The organism is Euzebyella marina (genome assembly GCF_014855515.1).
Taxonomy (GTDB): Bacteria; Bacteroidota; Bacteroidia; order Flavobacteriales; family Flavobacteriaceae; genus Euzebyella; species Euzebyella marina.
The window spans coordinates 1,751,243-1,769,020 of sequence record NZ_JACYFK010000001.1 but is presented as its reverse complement, the minus strand read 5'-3'; the positions used below and the strand labels follow the sequence as shown (position 1 = coordinate 1,769,020).

At 41.0% G+C, this 17,778-nt stretch carries 14 protein-coding genes; 7 read left to right on the top strand and 7 right to left on the bottom strand.

Features of this window, described 5'->3' with window-relative positions; translation table 11 throughout:
• Nucleotides 1-104 precede the first annotated feature (104 nt).
• Nucleotides 105-2,582, bottom strand: a complete 2,478-nt coding sequence (gene topA, locus IL356_RS07170; RefSeq protein ID WP_121850120.1) for a type I DNA topoisomerase — start codon at nucleotides 2,580-2,582, stop codon at nucleotides 105-107.
• Between the two features lie 119 nt (nucleotides 2,583-2,701).
• A complete protein-coding gene (locus IL356_RS07165) occupies nucleotides 2,702-3,994 on the bottom strand; it encodes an LVIVD repeat-containing protein (RefSeq protein ID WP_121850121.1) in 1,293 nt (430 codons plus the stop codon).
• Between the two features lie 276 nt (nucleotides 3,995-4,270).
• On the opposite strand from IL356_RS07165, the gene miaB reads away from it, so the two are divergent.
• The 7 genes from miaB (at nucleotide 4,271) to groL (ending at nucleotide 11,085) form a co-directional block, all read left to right on the top strand.
• Entirely contained in the window at nucleotides 4,271-5,716 is a 1,446-nt protein-coding gene (miaB, locus tag IL356_RS07160) for a tRNA (N6-isopentenyl adenosine(37)-C2)-methylthiotransferase MiaB (protein ID WP_121850122.1), read from the top strand.
• A 75-nt stretch (nucleotides 5,717-5,791) separates the two neighbouring features.
• Entirely contained in the window at nucleotides 5,792-7,060 is a 1,269-nt protein-coding gene (locus IL356_RS07155) for a sigma-54 interaction domain-containing protein (RefSeq protein ID WP_121850123.1), read from the top strand.
• Nucleotides 7,061-7,083: 23 nt separating this feature from the next.
• Complete coding sequence (locus tag IL356_RS07150; RefSeq protein ID WP_121850124.1) at nucleotides 7,084-7,599, top strand: LptE family protein; 516 nt, start codon at nucleotides 7,084-7,086, stop codon at nucleotides 7,597-7,599.
• A gap of 24 nt (nucleotides 7,600-7,623) precedes the next feature.
• Nucleotides 7,624-8,547: a hypothetical protein gene (locus tag IL356_RS07145; RefSeq protein ID WP_121850125.1), complete on the top strand. Its 924-nt coding sequence runs from the start codon at nucleotides 7,624-7,626 to the stop codon at nucleotides 8,545-8,547.
• 7 nt (nucleotides 8,548-8,554) lie between these two features.
• On the top strand, nucleotides 8,555-8,917 hold the full coding sequence (gene secG, locus IL356_RS07140; protein WP_121850126.1) for a preprotein translocase subunit SecG: 363 nt from the start codon (nucleotides 8,555-8,557) through the stop codon (nucleotides 8,915-8,917).
• 145 nt (nucleotides 8,918-9,062) lie between these two features.
• Nucleotides 9,063-9,341 (top strand): co-chaperone GroES, encoded by a 279-nt coding sequence (locus tag IL356_RS07135; protein ID WP_121850127.1) that lies wholly within the window; start codon nucleotides 9,063-9,065, stop codon nucleotides 9,339-9,341.
• Nucleotides 9,342-9,453: 112 nt separating this feature from the next.
• A complete protein-coding gene (gene groL / locus IL356_RS07130; protein WP_121850128.1) occupies nucleotides 9,454-11,085 on the top strand; it encodes a chaperonin GroEL in 1,632 nt (543 codons plus the stop codon).
• Between the two features lie 466 nt (nucleotides 11,086-11,551).
• Here the strand turns inward: groL and IL356_RS07125 are convergent, their stop codons facing one another.
• From IL356_RS07125 to IL356_RS07105, 5 genes are all read right to left on the bottom strand, one after another.
• Nucleotides 11,552-11,908 (bottom strand): heavy-metal-associated domain-containing protein, encoded by a 357-nt coding sequence (locus IL356_RS07125; RefSeq protein WP_121850129.1) that lies wholly within the window; start codon nucleotides 11,906-11,908, stop codon nucleotides 11,552-11,554.
• 21 nt (nucleotides 11,909-11,929) lie between these two features.
• The gene (locus IL356_RS07120) at nucleotides 11,930-14,170 is read right to left on the bottom strand and encodes a TonB-dependent receptor (protein WP_121850130.1); all 2,241 of its coding nucleotides are present in this window, start codon (nucleotides 14,168-14,170) and stop codon (nucleotides 11,930-11,932) included.
• A gap of 13 nt (nucleotides 14,171-14,183) precedes the next feature.
• Nucleotides 14,184-16,670 (bottom strand): heavy metal translocating P-type ATPase, encoded by a 2,487-nt coding sequence (locus IL356_RS07115; RefSeq protein ID WP_121850131.1) that lies wholly within the window; start codon nucleotides 16,668-16,670, stop codon nucleotides 14,184-14,186.
• Between the two features lie 72 nt (nucleotides 16,671-16,742).
• On the bottom strand, nucleotides 16,743-17,309 hold the full coding sequence (locus IL356_RS07110; protein ID WP_121850132.1) for a helix-turn-helix domain-containing protein: 567 nt from the start codon (nucleotides 17,307-17,309) through the stop codon (nucleotides 16,743-16,745).
• Complete coding sequence (locus IL356_RS07105) at nucleotides 17,306-17,770, bottom strand: DUF305 domain-containing protein (protein ID WP_121850133.1); 465 nt, start codon at nucleotides 17,768-17,770, stop codon at nucleotides 17,306-17,308. The genes IL356_RS07110 and IL356_RS07105 overlap by 4 nt, the downstream gene beginning before the upstream one ends.
• Nucleotides 17,771-17,778: the final 8 nt, after the last annotated feature.

Here is a 17,778-nt window from a genome sequence, read left to right as displayed (position 1 = left end):
AAATTAGAGCTCTTTCAAAACCATTATAGCCTATCTAACAACGAAAGGGCCATGAAAAATATCATGACCCTGTCGTTAAAACAATAGCAAGCCCTACGACCAGCTTATTTCTTCTTTGCCCTGGTTTTCTTTTTAGGTACCTTCGCCTCAATTAGAGCTTTTGCTTCATCTAAAGACATTTTGGCCGCATCAACGGTTTTGGCCAGTTCTACTTTCGTTCTTCCTTTAATAATATTATGCCTGCCCCATCGCGCCTTTTCAATTCGTATACCTTCTTCCTCCCAATTTTGAACGACCTTTTCTTTTTCTTTCTGCTTTTTGTTTTCGATCAGTTCAATAATATCAGCTTCAGAAAGGTTATCGAAATCATATTTTTTGTTCACATTGATGAACATGCCATCCCACTTAATGAAAGGGCCGAATCTACCGGTACCCTTCGTAACCTCTTTATCTTCGTATTCATAAATAGGAGCATCGGCCTTTTGTTTTGCCTTGATGAGCTCTACCGCCCTTTCAAAATCGACATCAAAGGCGCTTTCTCCCTTATCCAAGGAAACAAACTTTTTTCCGAATCGAACGTACGGTCCGAATCTACCAACATTCGCCTCAACCTCTTCCCCTTCATATACTCCTAGTTTTCTAGGAAGTTTAAATAACTCCATCGCCTCTTCATAAGTGATGGTATTTAACGACTGATCAGGCAACAGACTGGCAAACTGTGGTTTCTCTTCATCATCGACCGTACCTATCTGCACCATAGGGCCAAAACGACCCAACCTCACCGAAACCTGACGACCCGATTTGGGGTCTTCACCCAAAACGCGTTCACCACTGGCCCGGTCGGCATTTTCTTGAACGTCAAGCACCGTTGGGTGAAAATCTTTGTAAAAAGCTTGCATTACTTTCTGCCAGTCTTCTTCTCCTTCGGCGATTTCATCAAAATCTTCTTCGACTTTGGCCGTAAAATTATAATCAAGAATATTAGCGAAATGACTTACCAAAAAGTCATTGACTATCATACCTATATCGGTCGGAACCAATTTTCCTTTATCGGAACCTACCATTTCAGAAAGTTGTTTCTCCTTTACCGCGCCCGACTCCAAGAGAAGTTGAGCATATTTTCGTTCCGTACCATCTATAGTTCCTTTTTCTACGTAACCTCTGTTTTGAATGGTAGAAATGGTCGGGGCGTAGGTAGATGGTCTACCAATACCCAACTCTTCTAGTTTCTTTACCAAGGAGGCCTCTGTGAAACGATATGGCGGACGTGTAAAACGCTCTGTTGCCGTTATATAATTATTGGTCAATGCCTCGCCCTCTTTCATGGCCGGCAGCATTCCTTCTTGCTCCTCTACATCTTCTTCATCGACACTTTCCAAATAAACCTTTAAAAAACCATCGAACTTAATGACCTCACCATTAGCACTGAACTGTTCGGAATGCGTGTTGGCAACAACCTTAACATTGGTACGTTCCAACTCGGCATCGCTCATTTGAGAGGCAATGGTACGTTTCCAAATCAACTCGTACAATTTCATTTGATCACGCTCCAAAGAAGGAGATTGATTGGTTATATCAGTAGGTCGAATAGCTTCGTGCGCTTCTTGCGCTCCCTTGGTCTTACCCTTAAAATTTCTGACCTCACTGTACTTTTCACCATAGTTCTGAACAATGGCTTCTTTAGCAGCGTTGATGGCCTCACTTGAAAGGTTAACACTATCGGTTCTCATATAAGTAATAAGCCCTGCCTCGTATAAACGCTGCGCTACCTGCATAGTTCTAGAAACAGAAAAGTATAGCTTTCTAGATGCCTCTTGCTGCAATGTAGAAGTGGTAAAGGGTGCGGACGGTGATTTTTTGGCCGGTTTCTTATCTAAACTACCCACCGAAAAGTCAGCACCGATATTTTGTTTCAGAAAAGCTTCGGCTTCTTCTTTTGAAGCAAAGGTTTTATTGAGCTTGGCAGCGAAAACATTTGCTTCTGAAGTCTTGAATTCTGCTGCAATTCTAAAAGAGGCTTCCGGGGTAAATGCTTCAATATCCCTTTCCCTTTCGACAATCAATCGAACGGCTACCGATTGTACACGCCCAGCCGAAAGGCCAGGTTTTATTTTCTTCCATAGTACAGGAGAAAGCTCATAACCTACCAGACGATCCAATACGCGTCTGGCCTGTTGTGCATTTACGAGATTATAATTGATAGACCTTGGGTTTTCGATAGCCTTTTGAATGGCACTCTTGGTAATCGAGTTGAATACTATTCTCTTGGTCTTATTCTTATCGAGTTTTAAAGTTTCGGCCAAGTGCCATGATATGGCTTCTCCTTCGCGGTCTTCATCACTTGCAAGCCATATGGTCTCTGCTTTCTTTGCTAAATCACGTAATTTTTTGACAAGTGCCTTTTTATCGCTGTCAACGATATATTTGGGTTCGAAATCATTATCGACATCTACGCCGAGTTCTTTTGAAGGTAAATCTGCAATGTGCCCAAAACTTGACTCGACCTTATAATCACTTCCGAGAAATTTCTCGATGGTCTTTGCCTTCGCGGGCGACTCTACTATAACTAAATTCTTGGCCATTAATGGTTTTTTGATGCAACAAAAGTAATTGAAAATTTTAATTCGCCCCCACAGAACGGATTTCATAAAAGAAAAACGCCCCGATAAAACGGGGCGTTAGACAGAATTATTGCCAAGAGTCAGTTCAAACTGTAACTACTTAATAGCTCAATATCGTTCTCTAGATACTCATATTGATAGAGTACTTGGTTACCAATCATCAATAATGAATTCTGAAGGGGAATAACGTCATAGGTAACAATATCTTTAAAGTGATTTAACAAAGTGAGGTTCTGAATATTGCTTTTATCATACACCTTTAGACCGTCAGCTCCATCGCAAACAAAAAGCTTATCATCTTTAAAACCGATACCATAAGGCCCCGTCAATGAGTAAAATTTTTCAAGTTTAGGCTCGGCCAAATTTGTCAAATCAACAATATACAGTCCGCTTTCAGTATTTCCACATGAATTCTCGCCCCTAAGGGTCACATATGCATAATCACCGTCTACGACGACAGGGTCACATGCCGTACCGTGTATAAATTCGGAAACAAAAACAGGCTTATCAGGCGAAGTGATATCATATATATACATGCCTTGGGTACCCCCCAAGAAAAGAATATCACCTTGGTTGTAAATTGTTTCAACAGCACCGTTGGTATAGACATCGTCTAAAGTTTTCGGGTTATCTAGATCTGAAATATCAAAAATACTGATACTACCCCACTCAACGGCATAAAGGTAATCACCAACAATTTTGAATCGTGCCAAAGACCCTCCTTGACCAGTTGAAGAATCAGAGGAGGCCGATTCAGCACCCGAGTTAAAAGCAAGGTCTTCACTAACTCGTCCATAACCCGATTTTTCCATAAATTCTTCTTCAGAAAGAATCTCGCGTTTAACTTCCCAACCTACAATAGCCTCATTGTTCACATCAAATTCAGAATAATCATAAAGGTCGGCCTCGGGCCAATCTACATCAAACCCTACCGTACACCAAAATTGCTGATAAATAGCATTCTCAATACGTTTGGCAGCCGGAATATTCTCGATATCCGATATATCGAAAATCACCAAATCACCATAGCTATCGGCATAAAGCCTATCGTCTTTAACCGAGATATCATTATTACCCTCTAGCTTAATGAACCCAACATTTTCCGGTGCTGAGGGGTCACTGTTATCGATAATATGAAAACCCCGGTACACATCGTTTACAAAAACGAAATTCTTGTAAGCATAAATCTTTCCCGATTGTTGAATGGGTTCCGGTTCGCTAATATCGATCGCTTCTTCTTTAAATTGGCGTAAATCGGAAGTTAAGGGCACGGCAACGAGATATTCGCGTTTACCAGAAATGGAATCGTCGTCGATACACGAAACCATAATTGATGATAACGCTATAACGAATAGCAAGATGTTCTTTTTCATAGGTATCTATTGGTTTGTTTAACAGATAGATGCCTTTTTCACAGAAAAGTTGCGTGCATTTCAACGATTTGATAAAGAAATAACTGTTAACCCACCAAAAGCATAATCCTTTTATTAGATTCAAAATGAAGTTACGGGCAAATCTTATCAAGAAGGCATAGACCGAGATGGCTAATCAACCTTTTTACATTCATCTAAAATAGTATTAAAATTCACTGTCAATTTGTCACTTGCCAGTTTTAAGCCCTATATTTGCTGCCCGTATTTTATGTGGTTATGGAAAAGACAATTGACGAATCAATTCAGGGCTCAACCCTTTCTTTAGTCGACAAATCCAATAATGGTCGAAAGCTTTATATAGAAAGCTATGGCTGTCAAATGAATTTTTCTGACAGTGAAATCGTAGCCTCTATTCTATCAAAAGAAGGTTTTAACACTACTCAAGAGCTGAGTGAGGCTGACCTTGTTTTGGTCAACACCTGTTCTATTAGGGAAAAGGCAGAGTTAACCGTTCGAAAGCGACTCGAAAAGTTCAATGCCGTAAAAAAAGAAAGACCTCACATGAAAGTTGGCGTTCTCGGCTGTATGGCCGAACGCCTGAAACATAAATTTTTAGAGGAGGAAAAAATTGTTGACATGGTCGTTGGCCCCGATGCCTATAAAGACCTACCCAACCTCATACAGGAAATCGATGAAGGGCGAAATGCCGTTAACGTTATACTCTCTAAAGATGAGACTTATGGCGATGTTGCCCCGGTACGCCTTAATTCAAACGGCGTAACTGCTTTCGTTTCGATTACCAGGGGCTGTGATAATATGTGTACCTTCTGCGTGGTACCATTCACTAGAGGACGAGAACGAAGTAGAGATCCACAATCTATTATCAACGAAGTCAATGAACTTTGGGAAAAAGGCTTCAAAGAGATAACCCTTTTGGGTCAAAACGTCGATAGTTATCTTTGGTATGGCGGTGGGCTTAAAAAAGATTTTGAAGGAGCTTCCGATATGCAAAAGGCTACAGCGGTAGATTTTTCACAATTACTTGAGAAAGTAGCCTTGGCCCAACCAAAAATACGCATTAGGTTCTCCACCTCAAATCCGCAAGATATGACGCTTGACGTGATTCGAGCTATGGCCAAATACGAAAACATCTGCAACTATATACATTTACCAGTTCAAAGTGGCAGTGATCGAATTTTAAAGGCTATGAACCGCCTTCATACACGTCAAGAATATTTTGAACTGATTGACAACATCAAAGCGATCATACCCGATTGTGCCATCTCTCAAGATATGATTACCGGGTTCCCGACCGAGACCGAAGACGATCATAAAGACACCTTGACGTTAATGGAATATGTAAAATACGACTATGGGTTTATGTTTGCTTATTCAGAAAGACCGGGAACACTTGCCGCCAGAAAACTGGAAGATGATGTGGCCGACGAGGTCAAAAAACGAAGACTCACCGAAATTATAGACCTACAACAAAGGCATTCTTTAGAGCGTATTCAACGAAACGTTGGAGAAACTCAAGAAGTACTTATTGAGGGAACTTCCAAAAAATCCGATATGCATTGGATGGGCCGCACATCACAGAATACGGTAGCCGTATTTCCAAAAGAGAATTATAAAGTGGGTGATTTCGTTATGGTCAGAATGGATGATTGCACCTCGGCCACACTAATCGGTGAAGCGGTAGGCCTTTCACACAACAACTAATTAAATGGGACAATTTATTACAATAGCCCCATTCAACTAAAGACTTCCGTTTAGAGAAACGGATTTTAAGATACTATGGAAAGTGTACAAGCTATCAAACAGCGTTTCGAGATTATAGGAAACGACCCCAAGCTGAACAGAGCGATAGAAAAAGCGGTACAGGTGGCACCTACCGATATTTCGGTTTTGGTAACAGGCGAAAGTGGTGTAGGTAAGGAAGCTATTCCTAAAATAATACATTCTCTTTCGCACCGAAAGCATGCCAAATACATCGCTGTTAACTGTGGGGCTATACCCGAAGGCACTATCGACAGTGAACTTTTTGGTCACGAAAAAGGGGCATTTACCGGTGCAACGCAAACCAGAAGTGGTTATTTCGAGGTCGCTGATGGCGGCACTATATTTTTAGACGAGGTGGGTGAGCTACCGCTGACTACGCAAGTGCGGCTTTTGAGGGTTCTTGAAAATGGAGAGTTTTTAAAAGTTGGTTCCTCACAAGTTCAAAAAACGAACGTTCGTATTGTTGCTGCCACCAATGTGAACATGTTCGAGGCCATCAAAAAAGAAAAATTTCGCGAAGACCTTTATTATAGGTTAAGTACGGTAGAAATTAACATTCCACCTTTGCGAGACAGGCAAGATGACATTCATCTTCTTTTTAGAAAATTCGCTTCTGATTTTGGACAGAAATATAAAATGCCTACCATTAGACTTGAAGATGATGCCGTTCAACTTTTATTAAAATATCGCTGGCCGGGAAACATCAGGCAGCTAAGAAACATTGCAGAACAGATTTCAGTGCTCGAAGAAAGCAGAATGGTCTCATGGTCAACCTTAAATACTTATCTACCCAATGCCGGTAGCACCAATCTGCCAGCAGTGGTCGGCCAGAAAAAGGCGGAAAGTGACTTTAGCAATGAGCGCGAAATTTTGTACAAGGTTCTTTTTGACATGAAAAGCGACCTTAACGACCTAAAAAAACTCACCCTTGAGTTGATGAAGAGCAATGATGGCGAAAAGGTTCAAGAAGAAAACGAAGGGCTTATTAGAAAAATTTACGGCGAAAATGGCGAGGATATTGAAGATGTTGATAGAAATGCCCTTGAAGTGCTACACCTACCGGAGCCCAAGGTAGACCAGCCCATTAGTCGACCAACAGTTGAGGATAAGTACCATTTTGCTGAGGAAATCGAGGAAGAAGAAACCTTATCTTTACAGGAAAAGGAGGTTGAACTGATTAAAAAATCACTCGAAAGAAACAGGGGCAAGCGCAAAGCGGCAGCTGCAGAACTGGGTATTTCTGAACGCACCTTATATAGAAAAATCAAGCAATACGACCTTTAAAAAAACCCAAAGAGAACAAAGTCTTGAAGAAACCTTTTTATTTTATCGGCCTAATCCTACTACTATGTTTGAACGGATGTGGCGTTTATAATTTCACTGGGGGCAATGTCGGCACGGCTACGACTTTTACCGTACCTACCTTTCAAAATTATGCTACCCAAAGCCCCGGGTCTACATTCGAGCCCGGTCTTGAACGCGATTTCACGTTAGCCTTACAAGATCGTATATTAAACCAGACGAGCCTCGACCTTACCTCATCGAACGGTGACCTTTTATACGAAGGAGAAATTGTAGAATACCGTATTTCGCCCATGAGTGCCACCGCTCAGCAAACCGCCGCACAGAACAGGCTTTCAATGGCCGTTAAGGTGAGGTTTTACAACAAAACTAAAGAAGATGCCGACTTCGATCAGCGGTTCTCGTTTTTTTATGATTACCCTGATAACGTACAATTATCGGCCGTTAAAGATGAGGCCCTCGAAGTCATTTTTGAAAGGATAACACAAGATATTTTTAATGCATCGCTGGCCGATTGGTAAAATGGGCTTCGCAGCAACACTAAAATGAACGTAAAAGATTTTACATATCTCTTACAGCACCCGAAAAAGGTGGTCAACCCGGTACAGACCAAACAATTGGAAGATGTATTGGAAGAATACCCCTATTTTCAGGCCGCACGGGCCATTCATTTGAAAGGGTTGAAAAATTTGAATAGTTTCAAATATAACAATGCCCTCAAAATGACCGCTGCCTATACCGCAGATAGAGATGTTCTCTTCGACTTTATCACATCCGAAGAATTTTTACAGAATGCCATAGCCGATACCATTTCCGGAAAAAGCACGGCATTGGAAGATACCGAAATTGTTTCGGAAGAAGTTAAAGTAGAAAAAGCACCTTCCGTTTCGAAAGAAGAAAACAAGAATACTTCCCTCCCACTATCAAAAGAAGAGGCGGAAACCATTCTCGACCCAAAACTATTCGCATCAAAAGATCCAAAGATCGATCGAGAGATAGAAGAATCGAAAGCCAAAGCGGCCAAAGAGTTAGAAATGGGCCAACCACTACCTTTTACCAAAAGGGAAAAATATTCTTTTGGCGAATGGTTACAATTGACCGCTTTTAAATCGGTAGACCGTAAAAAAGAGCCCAAAAACCCTCCTACTGAAGAGGCGAAGGCTATCGACTTTCCTTTAGAAGAAGACGTTCTTAAGAAGAAAAAATTCGATTTGATAGATAAGTTCATTGCCGATAACCCTAAGATTACCCCAAAAGAAGATGTGCCCAAAGTAGCTATATCAGAGTCGGTAAAATTGGATAAAAAAGAGCTGATGACCGAGACTTTGGCGAAGGTTTATCTCGAACAAAAAAAGTATAAAAAGGCCATTCAGGCATACAAAATTTTAAGTTTGAAATATCCGGAAAAAAGTGGTTTCTTTGCAGACCGAATTAAAGCGGTGGAAAGAATTCAATCGGATAACAAGTAAGGAAGTTATGAGCACGTTTACCATTTTTTTGATCCTTATTATCATCGTATGCTTTTTGTTGGTATTGGTCATTATGGTCCAAAACCCTAAAGGAGGCGGATTATCTTCATCTTTTGGTGGCGGAGGCAGTCAAGTTGTTGGTGGAGTTAAGAAGACAGGAGATTTCTTGGATAAAAGTACATGGACGTTGGCCATTCTTTTGGTCGTTCTCATTTTGGCATCCAATATTGCACTGAAAGGCAACTTTGGAACCAGTGATTCTAAATTATTGAATGGTGACGATATAGAAACCACGGTACCAGAAACAGTGCCCGAATCATTGCCAGAAGAGGCACCTGCTCCGGCTACTACCCCATCTGACAGTTTATAATATTTACCCAAAAAACTATATAAATGCCAGCTTGAATGACAAGCTGGCATTTTTGCTTTAACAAAGTGTCAGTTTTTAGTACATGGCATAATTTCTGCCAAAGAGGATACGAGATTAATATTATTTCAAACTAAAAACTAAAAATATGGCAAAAGTCAACATTAAACCATTGGCCGACAGAGTTCTAATAGAGCCAATGGCAGCCGAGACCAAAACTGCGTCCGGTATTTACATTCCAGACACCGCAAAAGAGAAGCCTCAGCAAGGTAAAGTTGTTGCTGTTGGCCCTGGCACCAAAGACGAAAAGGTGACACTAAAAGTTGGTGATACCGTTCTTTACGGCAAGTATGCCGGTACGGAGCTAAAACTGGAAGGCGCCGATTACTTAATGATGCGCGAAAGTGACGTTTTGGCAATTATCTAAATTTCAATTCACACACTAAATCAAAATATAGATTCCGTAGTAACGAATTATTGTCCGAAAGGATTTTTTTTCATCTGATACTAAGGAGTTCATTTTAAAACTATAAACAATTATGGCAAAAGACATAAAATTTGATATCGATGCTCGCGATGGCCTCAGAAGAGGCGTCGATGCATTGGCAAATGCAGTAAAAGTAACCTTGGGCCCCAAGGGTAGAAACGTAATCATCAGCAAATCTTTCGGTGCTCCTCAAGTAACCAAAGATGGTGTTACCGTAGCCAAAGAAATCGAGCTTGCCGATGCATTGGAAAACATGGGGGCGCAAATGGTGAAAGAAGTTGCTTCTAAAACCAATGACCTTGCCGGTGACGGTACAACTACGGCCACTGTTCTTGCCCAAGCTATCGTAAAAGAAGGTTTGAAGAACGTTGCTGCTGGTGCTAACCCTATGGATCTGAAAAGAGGTATCGACAAAGCCGTTGAAGCTATTGTAGAGAATCTTGCAAAGCAATCTAAAAAAGTAGGTGATTCTTCTGAAAAGATTAAGCAGGTCGCTTCTATCTCAGCTAACAATGATGAGACTATCGGTGAGTTGATCGCCGAAGCTTTCAGCAAAGTTGGTAAAGAAGGTGTTATTACCGTTGAAGAAGCCAAAGGTACCGATACCTATGTTGATGTTGTTGAAGGTATGCAGTTCGATAGAGGTTATCTTTCTCCTTACTTTGTAACCGATTCAGAGAAAATGACTGCCGACTTAGAGAATCCTTATATTCTTTTGTTCGACAAGAAAATCTCTTCAATGAAAGACTTGTTACCTGTATTGGAGCCTGTTGCCCAATCTGGTAAGCCTTTATTGATTATCGCCGAAGATGTAGATGGCGAAGCTCTTGCTACTTTGGTAGTTAACAAATTGAGAGGTTCATTGAAAATCGCAGCTGTTAAAGCTCCTGGTTTCGGTGATAGAAGAAAGGCCATGTTAGAAGATATCGCCATTTTGACCGGTGGTACCGTCATCTCTGAAGAAAGAGGTTTCTCTCTAGACAACGCTACTATCGATATGTTGGGTACTTGCGAAAAGGTGACTATTGATAAAGACAATACAACTGTGGTAAATGGTGGTGGTGTGCAAAAAGACATCAAAAGCCGTGTGAACCAAATTAAATCTCAAATCGAGACTACCACGTCTGATTACGACAGGGAAAAACTTCAAGAGCGTTTGGCCAAATTGGCCGGTGGTGTTGCCGTACTTTATGTAGGTGCCGCTTCTGAAGTTGAAATGAAAGAGAAGAAAGACCGTGTTGATGATGCCCTTCACGCCACTAGAGCGGCTGTTGAAGAAGGTATTGTTGCCGGTGGTGGTGTTGCCTTGGTTCGTGCCAAAACTGTATTGAGCAAAGTTAGTGTTGAGAATTCTGACGAAGAAACAGGTTTACAGATTGTGGCCCGCGCTATTGAAGCTCCTATTCGTACCATCGTTGAAAATGCTGGTGGTGAAGGCTCTGTAGTGGTTGCCAAAATTCTTGACGGAAAAGCTGATTACGGTTACGATGCCAAGTCTGAAAAATATGTAGAAATGTTGAAGGCCGGTATTATCGATCCTAAGAAAGTAACTCGTGTAGCCCTTGAAAACGCTGCATCTGTTTCCGGAATGATCTTGACTACCGAATGTGCTTTGACTGACATTAAAGAAGACGCTCCTGCTGCACCTCCAATGGGTGGTGGCGGAATGCCAGGAATGATGTAATTCAATCATCTTTCTATAAAACAAAAAGCCGTTCCAAGATTTTTGGAACGGCTTTTTTCTTTTACAATATTGACTGGAGTTTTCAAACTGTTTGCGACGTATTTATCTTTTGAAAGTCTTTGCATACTCGCCTACTTGCATTCCTTTCTCGAGACAGCCTCGGATTGGGGGATCTAATTCTCCAACCACACTAAAAATAAAAAAACCACCTCTTTCGAGATGGTTTCATTTCCTATTTCTGGGCTCAATAGCAAGAGCCATCATAATTACTTCTTTTTAGAAGGTGCCTTCTTAGCAGCCTTTGGAGCTACTTTTTTGGCAGCGGCTGCAGGAGCCGGTTTCTTTGATGTTGCCATAATTTGACAGTATTAAATTTTGATTAAATGTAGGCTGTTTTTGAATCTCCCATATTTAATTATGAAGAATTTAACACTGAATTCAAACTATTAAATATCAATAAATTACATTAGTGGTGACCACTATCGTCATTACTATCTTCTCTGTATTGACAGCAAGGGTGCACGCTATTATAAGCTTCGTCGGTGGCCTTTAGTTCTTTCGTATCATGGCCTACTTCTACCAGTGCCATTTTCACTTGCATCGGGTTAGTTTTGCGTTCATCAAGAACTAATGACAATTGATGCGAAGGAACATCCCATAGAGCATATTTGACGCCCTTTACACCAAGAGCGGCCTTTTCAATCCTGGCCTTGCACATTTCACATTTACCGGCCACTTGCATTTCAACCTTTTTGTTCTTTTCTTGTGCCACGGCCATTTGAGAGACCAAGGCCAAGATTACTACTACAAGAATCTTTCTCATTGTTTAATTATAATTTAGTTATCAAATTCTATATCTAAAGCCCGCATAGAACATTCTTCCCATAATGGGTGCATATACTATACTGGTATCAAAATACGGTCCAAAAGGATCGTTGGCCCCCAGCACGGGAACCTGCTGCGTGGTGTTGCCTAAATTTTCACCCCCCACATAAACCTCAAAACTCTTACTGAACACTTTGGTAATTTGGGCATTCATGTTTGAATAGGGCGAAGCAAACTCTTCAAAGCGATAGCTTTCAGGGTTACTGCTCGTATCGGGCAAACGTTGTTTCCCGAATGTATGCAGCGTAAAATCAAAACGCCATTGCGCCCCATTATTCTTTAGGTTCGTTTCATAGGCAAGGTTACCAAAAAAACGATTTTGGGCCTGAAGCGGTTTCTGTAACTCTCCGCGGCGATAATCGACCTTTACATCGTAGTACTTATATGCGGTACGTATTTCAAAATTGGTCGCCAACTCATAATCTATCTCAAACTGAAAACTATTACTAAAGCTATCTCCTTCAAGGTTATAAAACGATACCTCTTGCGGGTCTTCCCAATCGACCACTACCTGATTCTTAAAGTCGGTTCTATAAAAATCTATAGAAATGTTGCCCGACCTACCTAAAAAGGTAAAGCCTTGAAGAAAGCTTGCACCATAATTCCAGGCATCTTCTGGGTCTAACCCATAAACACTTCCACCAGTATCGGTAATCGCAATTCTTCGAGCACTTGAAAAGAGCTGTTGGTTTTCTGTAAATATGTTGGCGGCCCTTTTTCCTCTACCAAAAGACCCTCTCAGGCTTGCTCGTTCCCAAGGCGTATATCTCAAATGAAACCTTGGGGTTATATAAGTACCTAATCTGTTGTGCGTATCTATTCTTAGACCCGCGGTAAAACTAAGTTTTTCCAAGTTTTCATAACCGTATTCAAAAAACGCCCCTGCAGATCGATCACTTCTGGAATAATCATCAATGCTCACCTGTTCGTCATAACCATCGTAAGCAAAGGTCAATCCTGTTTTGAACTTGTTTCTGGTATCTCCGACAATAGAATTGAAAATAAGATTGGTATATATACTTTCATGACCTATGTTATAGCTTCTCTTTCCGAAATAAGAATCTTGTAAATGATTGCTATAAGAAGCCTGAAAACCGATGCTTTGAAAAGGAAGGTTCGGAAAAACATATCCTACTTTTACAGAAGAATCGAATCTTCGCGTATCGATTTCACCACCCCAAACATCTGACCCGTTGTTATGAAGTTCAGGCTCGTAATCTAATTGGCCGATTTGCTTTTCGTCATTTAAAAAACGAACGTTGAAAAAACTTACCCAACCCTTTTCCGGGTCTTGAAATTGCCAACGGTTCATAATATTGATTTGATCGGCAAGAGGAGCATCCAAAAAACCATCGCCATTATTGTCTTCTCTTTGGCTACGCTTATTACCATGAATATATAGACCGGTGCTCCACTTATCGGTCAACTTTTTATTTAAATGGGTATTCAGCTCATAACGCCCATTTTGGTTGCCGTACCCATTTACGAAGAGCTCATTATCGGTCAAAGGCTTTACCAATTCGGTGTTTATTTGGCCGGATATACTTTCATAGCCATTCACCACACTACCGGCCCCCTTTGATATTTGAATACTCTCGATCCATGTGCCCGGGGTAAAAGTGAGTCCGTAGGCCTGCGAAGCACCTCTTACCATCGGTATATTTTCTTGGGTAATCAAAAGATAGGGGCTTGTAAGCCCTAACATCTGAATCTGTTTTGTACCGGTAAGACCGTCTGATAAGTTCACGTCAATAGATGGGTTTGTTTCGAAACTTTCGGCCAAATTGCAACAAGCTGCCTTCAAAAGCTCGGCACTATTGATGGTCACCACATTCTGTGGGGTCAGAAAGGCTTTTTCGGTGGCATCCCTTTTTTGTTCGACGACCACCTCGTTCAACTCATTGGACGCTTTCAACCTGATGGATACTGTTTTGGGTTCATTTATGGTCAGGGTATCCGATTCGAAACCCATATAACTAACAATCAACCTTTTGTACTCACCTGTATACTCTATCTCAAAAGAACCGTTATCGTCGGTAACAGTTCCTGTTTGGGAATTCATCCAATAAACACTTGCACCGGAGAGGGACAATTCGCTTTCGGCATTACTTTTTTCAAGCACCTTTCCCTTCACTTTCTCCTGTGAAAATCCCAAAGAGGAAAAAAAGATTGCACTTGAAACGACCGCACATCTAAACATATAACTCATCTATCTAATCAAGTTTTACCGTTCTTAATCTTAATGCATTGGCAATGACCGAAACCGAACTAAAGCTCATTGCCAAAGCTGCCAGCATTGGCGATAACAAAATGCCAAATACCGGGTAAAGCACGCCGGCGGCAACTGGAACCCCTATCGTATTATATATCAATGCGAAAAATAGGTTCTGTCTAATATTTTTTATGGTTGAGTTACTCAACCTACGAGCCTTGACGATACCGTTCAAGTCACCCTTCACCAAAGTTATCCGAGAACTTTGTATGGCAACATCGGTACCGGTACCCATCGCGATACCTACATCACTTTTGGCCAAGGCGGGGGCATCATTTATACCATCGCCTGCCATCGCCACTTTTTTACCTTCATTTTGAAGTCTTTTGACTTCGTTCAACTTGTCTTCGGGCATCATTTCAGCTTTAAACGAAGATATGCCCACTTCCTCGGCCACCTTTTGAGCCGTATAGGGATTGTCACCCGTAAGCATTACTACTTCTATGCCTTCCTCTTGCAGCAACCGAATTGATTCTGTACTCGTATCTTTTATTCGGTCACCTATGGAAACATACCCTATAAGTTTACCATCTACCGCCAAAAAAGAGACGGTTTTTCCCTTTTCCTGTTCTTTTCTAGCTAGAGAAATCTGCTCACTGTCGTTTTCAATTTCTAGACTTTTCATTAAGGCATGGTTACCCACAGCTATATTTTTTCCATCGACTAAACCCTTAACCCCTTGACCGCTCACTGAGTCAAAATCATCAATATCTAACAATTGAATATTCTCGTCCTTTGCAGCCTTAACAGTAGCTTCGGCAAGGGGGTGTTCACTCATTTGGTTCAAACTGGCAATTAACTTCAATGTATCTTCGCTACTATATTCATCATTGAAAGAACCCACTTTTTCTACTGACGGTTTTCCCTCGGTTATGGTTCCTGTTTTATCTACAATGAGATATTCTATTTCATGCATTTTTTCTAAGGCTTCGGCATTTTTGACAAGAACCCCATTCTGGGCCCCTTTACCGACACCTACCATAACCGACATGGGGGTCGCCAACCCCAAAGCGCAGGGGCAGGCAATAATCAACACGGCTATAGCATTTACCAAAGCGTACACATAGCTGGGTTCAGGGCCAAAAACCGACCAAATCACAAAAGTGATTATCGACACCCCAACTACCGCAGGAACAAAGTAAGCCGATATTCTATCGGCCAGTTTTTGAATGGGTGCTTTGCTTCTACTCGCCTCATTGACCATTTCTACAATCTGTGAAAGAAGCGTATCAGCCCCCACTTTATCAGCTTTCATCTCAAAAGACTGATTACCGTTGATGGTACCGGCACTGACTTGATCACCCACAGATTTATCAACGGGAACAGGTTCTCCCGTAATCATCGATTCATCTATCGAACTGGAACCTTTGGTCAAAGTTCCATCTACGGGAATCTTATCCCCCGGCTTAACACGTAGAAGGTCTCCAATATTTATTTTTTCTATGGAAACGGTTTCCTCTTCCCCATCGACCAGACGAACTGCCTGATTAGGAGATAATTTTAGCAGCTCTTTCACAGCCGAATTGGTCTTGCTATGGGCCCTTGCCTCCAAAACCTGGCCCATTAGTACCAAGGTCAAAATAACGGTAGCTGCCTCAAAATAGACATGTACCGTACCTGAATCCGTTTTAAACTGCTCCGGAAAAAAATCAGGAAAAAGCATACCGAAAAAACTGAAGACCCAAGCAACAGAAGCACCCAACCCGATGAGCGTAAACATATTCAAATGCCGAGTGACCAATGAGCGATAGGCGCGCTCGAAAAACATCCATGTGGCATAAAATACTACCGGTAACGAAAACGCGAATTGAACCCAGTTCCAATACTTCAATGCCATGATATCGTACAACGGATTATCATGGATCATTTCGGACATAGCGATGATAAAAATGGGAAGAGTAAAGGCCAATGCGATCCAGAACTTTTTAAGTAGTTTTCGGTAATTTGCCTCTTCTGCGGAAACATCGGCTTCCTTTGGCACCAGATCCATTCCGCAAATGGGGCAATCTCCAGGATTATCTTCTTCTATTTCGGGATGCATCGGGCATGTGTAGACTTGGTTATTGGTAGGTAGGGTAGCCTGTTCCACCAAATCCATTCCACATACCGAGCAATCGCCAGCAGCCTCATATGTTTTATCACCCTCGCAATGCATCGGGCAATAGAAAACTCCGTTTCCGTTTTTTGGTTTTGACTTTTGAGACTTATGTTGCTTCTTTTCTTTATAAATCTCATACCCGCCCCCATCTTCTTGAAAGGCCTTTTCAAGTCTTTTAAAACGGATTGGCTTTTTAGTATTAACTGTGGCTTCCGACTTACTTAAATCGACCACCACGTCTTCAACGCCCTCAACTTTTGACAATATCTGCTCAACATGCTTTTTACAGCCATTGCAAGACATTCCGTGAATATGATAAGTCTGTTTCATAATATTTAAATAAATACTTATCCAAAACTATAATTACCAGCATTAGCAGCTTTGTACAGTTCTGGATAAGATTTATAAAATTTGGTCAAGCGGCTTTCGATGCCATTCACCCATTGAACGGTATTGGGTCATAGACATACCTACATTTATCTTGAACTGTTTGGCCAAATGACTGCTACTCTTGTAGCCGAGCGAGTAGGCTATTTCAGAGAAATTCAATTCATTCATTTGAATCAGTTCTTTTGCTTTTTCCAATTTTAGCCCTATTACATACTTCTCTATCGATGTTGCCTCTTTTTTGCTGAACAATTTGCTCAGATATGAATAGTCTCGAGCCATTCTTTGAGCTAAATAATCTGATATATTCAATTCTTCCGCCTCTCTATCTGAGTTGACATAATCAATTAAAGCAGCCTTTATTAATTCTATCTGCACCTCATCTTTTTGTGCAATCAAGTGAAAACCCGTTGCTCTCAACTTTTTATCGACCAAAGCAAGATTTAATGCCCCTGAATGTATAATAATAACCATACCCAAATCGATAGAATCAACTTCAAGCCCTATCGAGTTTAGGGTCTGCGACACGCTTAATTTACATCTATCACAGACCATGTTTTTAATATGTAGAACCGTTTTCATTTTTGTTTTTCGAGTCTTTCTATCATCTGTTTCATTTCATCAATTTCCCTTTTTTGGGCCTTGATAATATCATTTGCCAAGGCTTTAACCTCTGAATCTTGAATATTGGCCCTTTCACTGGTAAGAATAGCAATCGAGTGATGTGGAATCATAGCCTTCATCCAAAGTAAATCACCAATGGGCTTTTGCTTTCTCACCAGGAACAGCGATACAGCGAACAACCCAAGGCTACTTGTGATGATAATTCTATTCAACAATTTATTTTTATACATACCTTTCATAAAAAAGAACATTACCAAAGCCATAGTAGAAATGCCCATACAGGTCATGTAAAAACGGGTCATACTAAAATAAACATGGTCTATTTTATAAGTATTAAGGTACATGGTCACGTACATCGTGATAAACGATGCAGCTAACATCATCAAGAATTTTAAGTATGTTTTCTCTGATTTTTCCATAGTAAATA

Excerpts from the sequence above, each read along its gene's own strand:
- topA (WP_121850120.1), bottom strand. The coding sequence starts at position 2,582 with ATGGCCAAGAATTTAGTTATAGTAGAGTCGCCCGCGAAGGCAAAGACC.
- IL356_RS07165 (WP_121850121.1), bottom strand. The coding sequence starts at position 3,994 with ATGAAAAAGAACATCTTGCTATTCGTTATAGCGTTATCATCAATTATG.
- miaB (WP_121850122.1), top strand. The coding sequence starts at position 4,271 with ATGGAAAAGACAATTGACGAATCAATTCAGGGCTCAACCCTTTCTTTA.
- IL356_RS07155 (WP_121850123.1), top strand. The coding sequence starts at position 5,792 with ATGGAAAGTGTACAAGCTATCAAACAGCGTTTCGAGATTATAGGAAAC.
- IL356_RS07145 (WP_121850125.1), top strand. The coding sequence starts at position 7,624 with ATGAACGTAAAAGATTTTACATATCTCTTACAGCACCCGAAAAAGGTG.
- secG (WP_121850126.1), top strand. The coding sequence starts at position 8,555 with ATGAGCACGTTTACCATTTTTTTGATCCTTATTATCATCGTATGCTTT.
- IL356_RS07135 (WP_121850127.1), top strand. The coding sequence starts at position 9,063 with ATGGCAAAAGTCAACATTAAACCATTGGCCGACAGAGTTCTAATAGAG.
- groL (WP_121850128.1), top strand. The coding sequence starts at position 9,454 with ATGGCAAAAGACATAAAATTTGATATCGATGCTCGCGATGGCCTCAGA.
- IL356_RS07125 (WP_121850129.1), bottom strand. The coding sequence starts at position 11,908 with ATGAGAAAGATTCTTGTAGTAGTAATCTTGGCCTTGGTCTCTCAAATG.
- IL356_RS07120 (WP_121850130.1), bottom strand. The coding sequence starts at position 14,170 with ATGTTTAGATGTGCGGTCGTTTCAAGTGCAATCTTTTTTTCCTCTTTG.
- IL356_RS07115 (WP_121850131.1), bottom strand. The coding sequence starts at position 16,670 with ATGAAACAGACTTATCATATTCACGGAATGTCTTGCAATGGCTGTAAA.
- IL356_RS07110 (WP_121850132.1), bottom strand. The coding sequence starts at position 17,309 with ATGAAAACGGTTCTACATATTAAAAACATGGTCTGTGATAGATGTAAA.
- IL356_RS07105 (WP_121850133.1), bottom strand. The coding sequence starts at position 17,770 with ATGGAAAAATCAGAGAAAACATACTTAAAATTCTTGATGATGTTAGCT.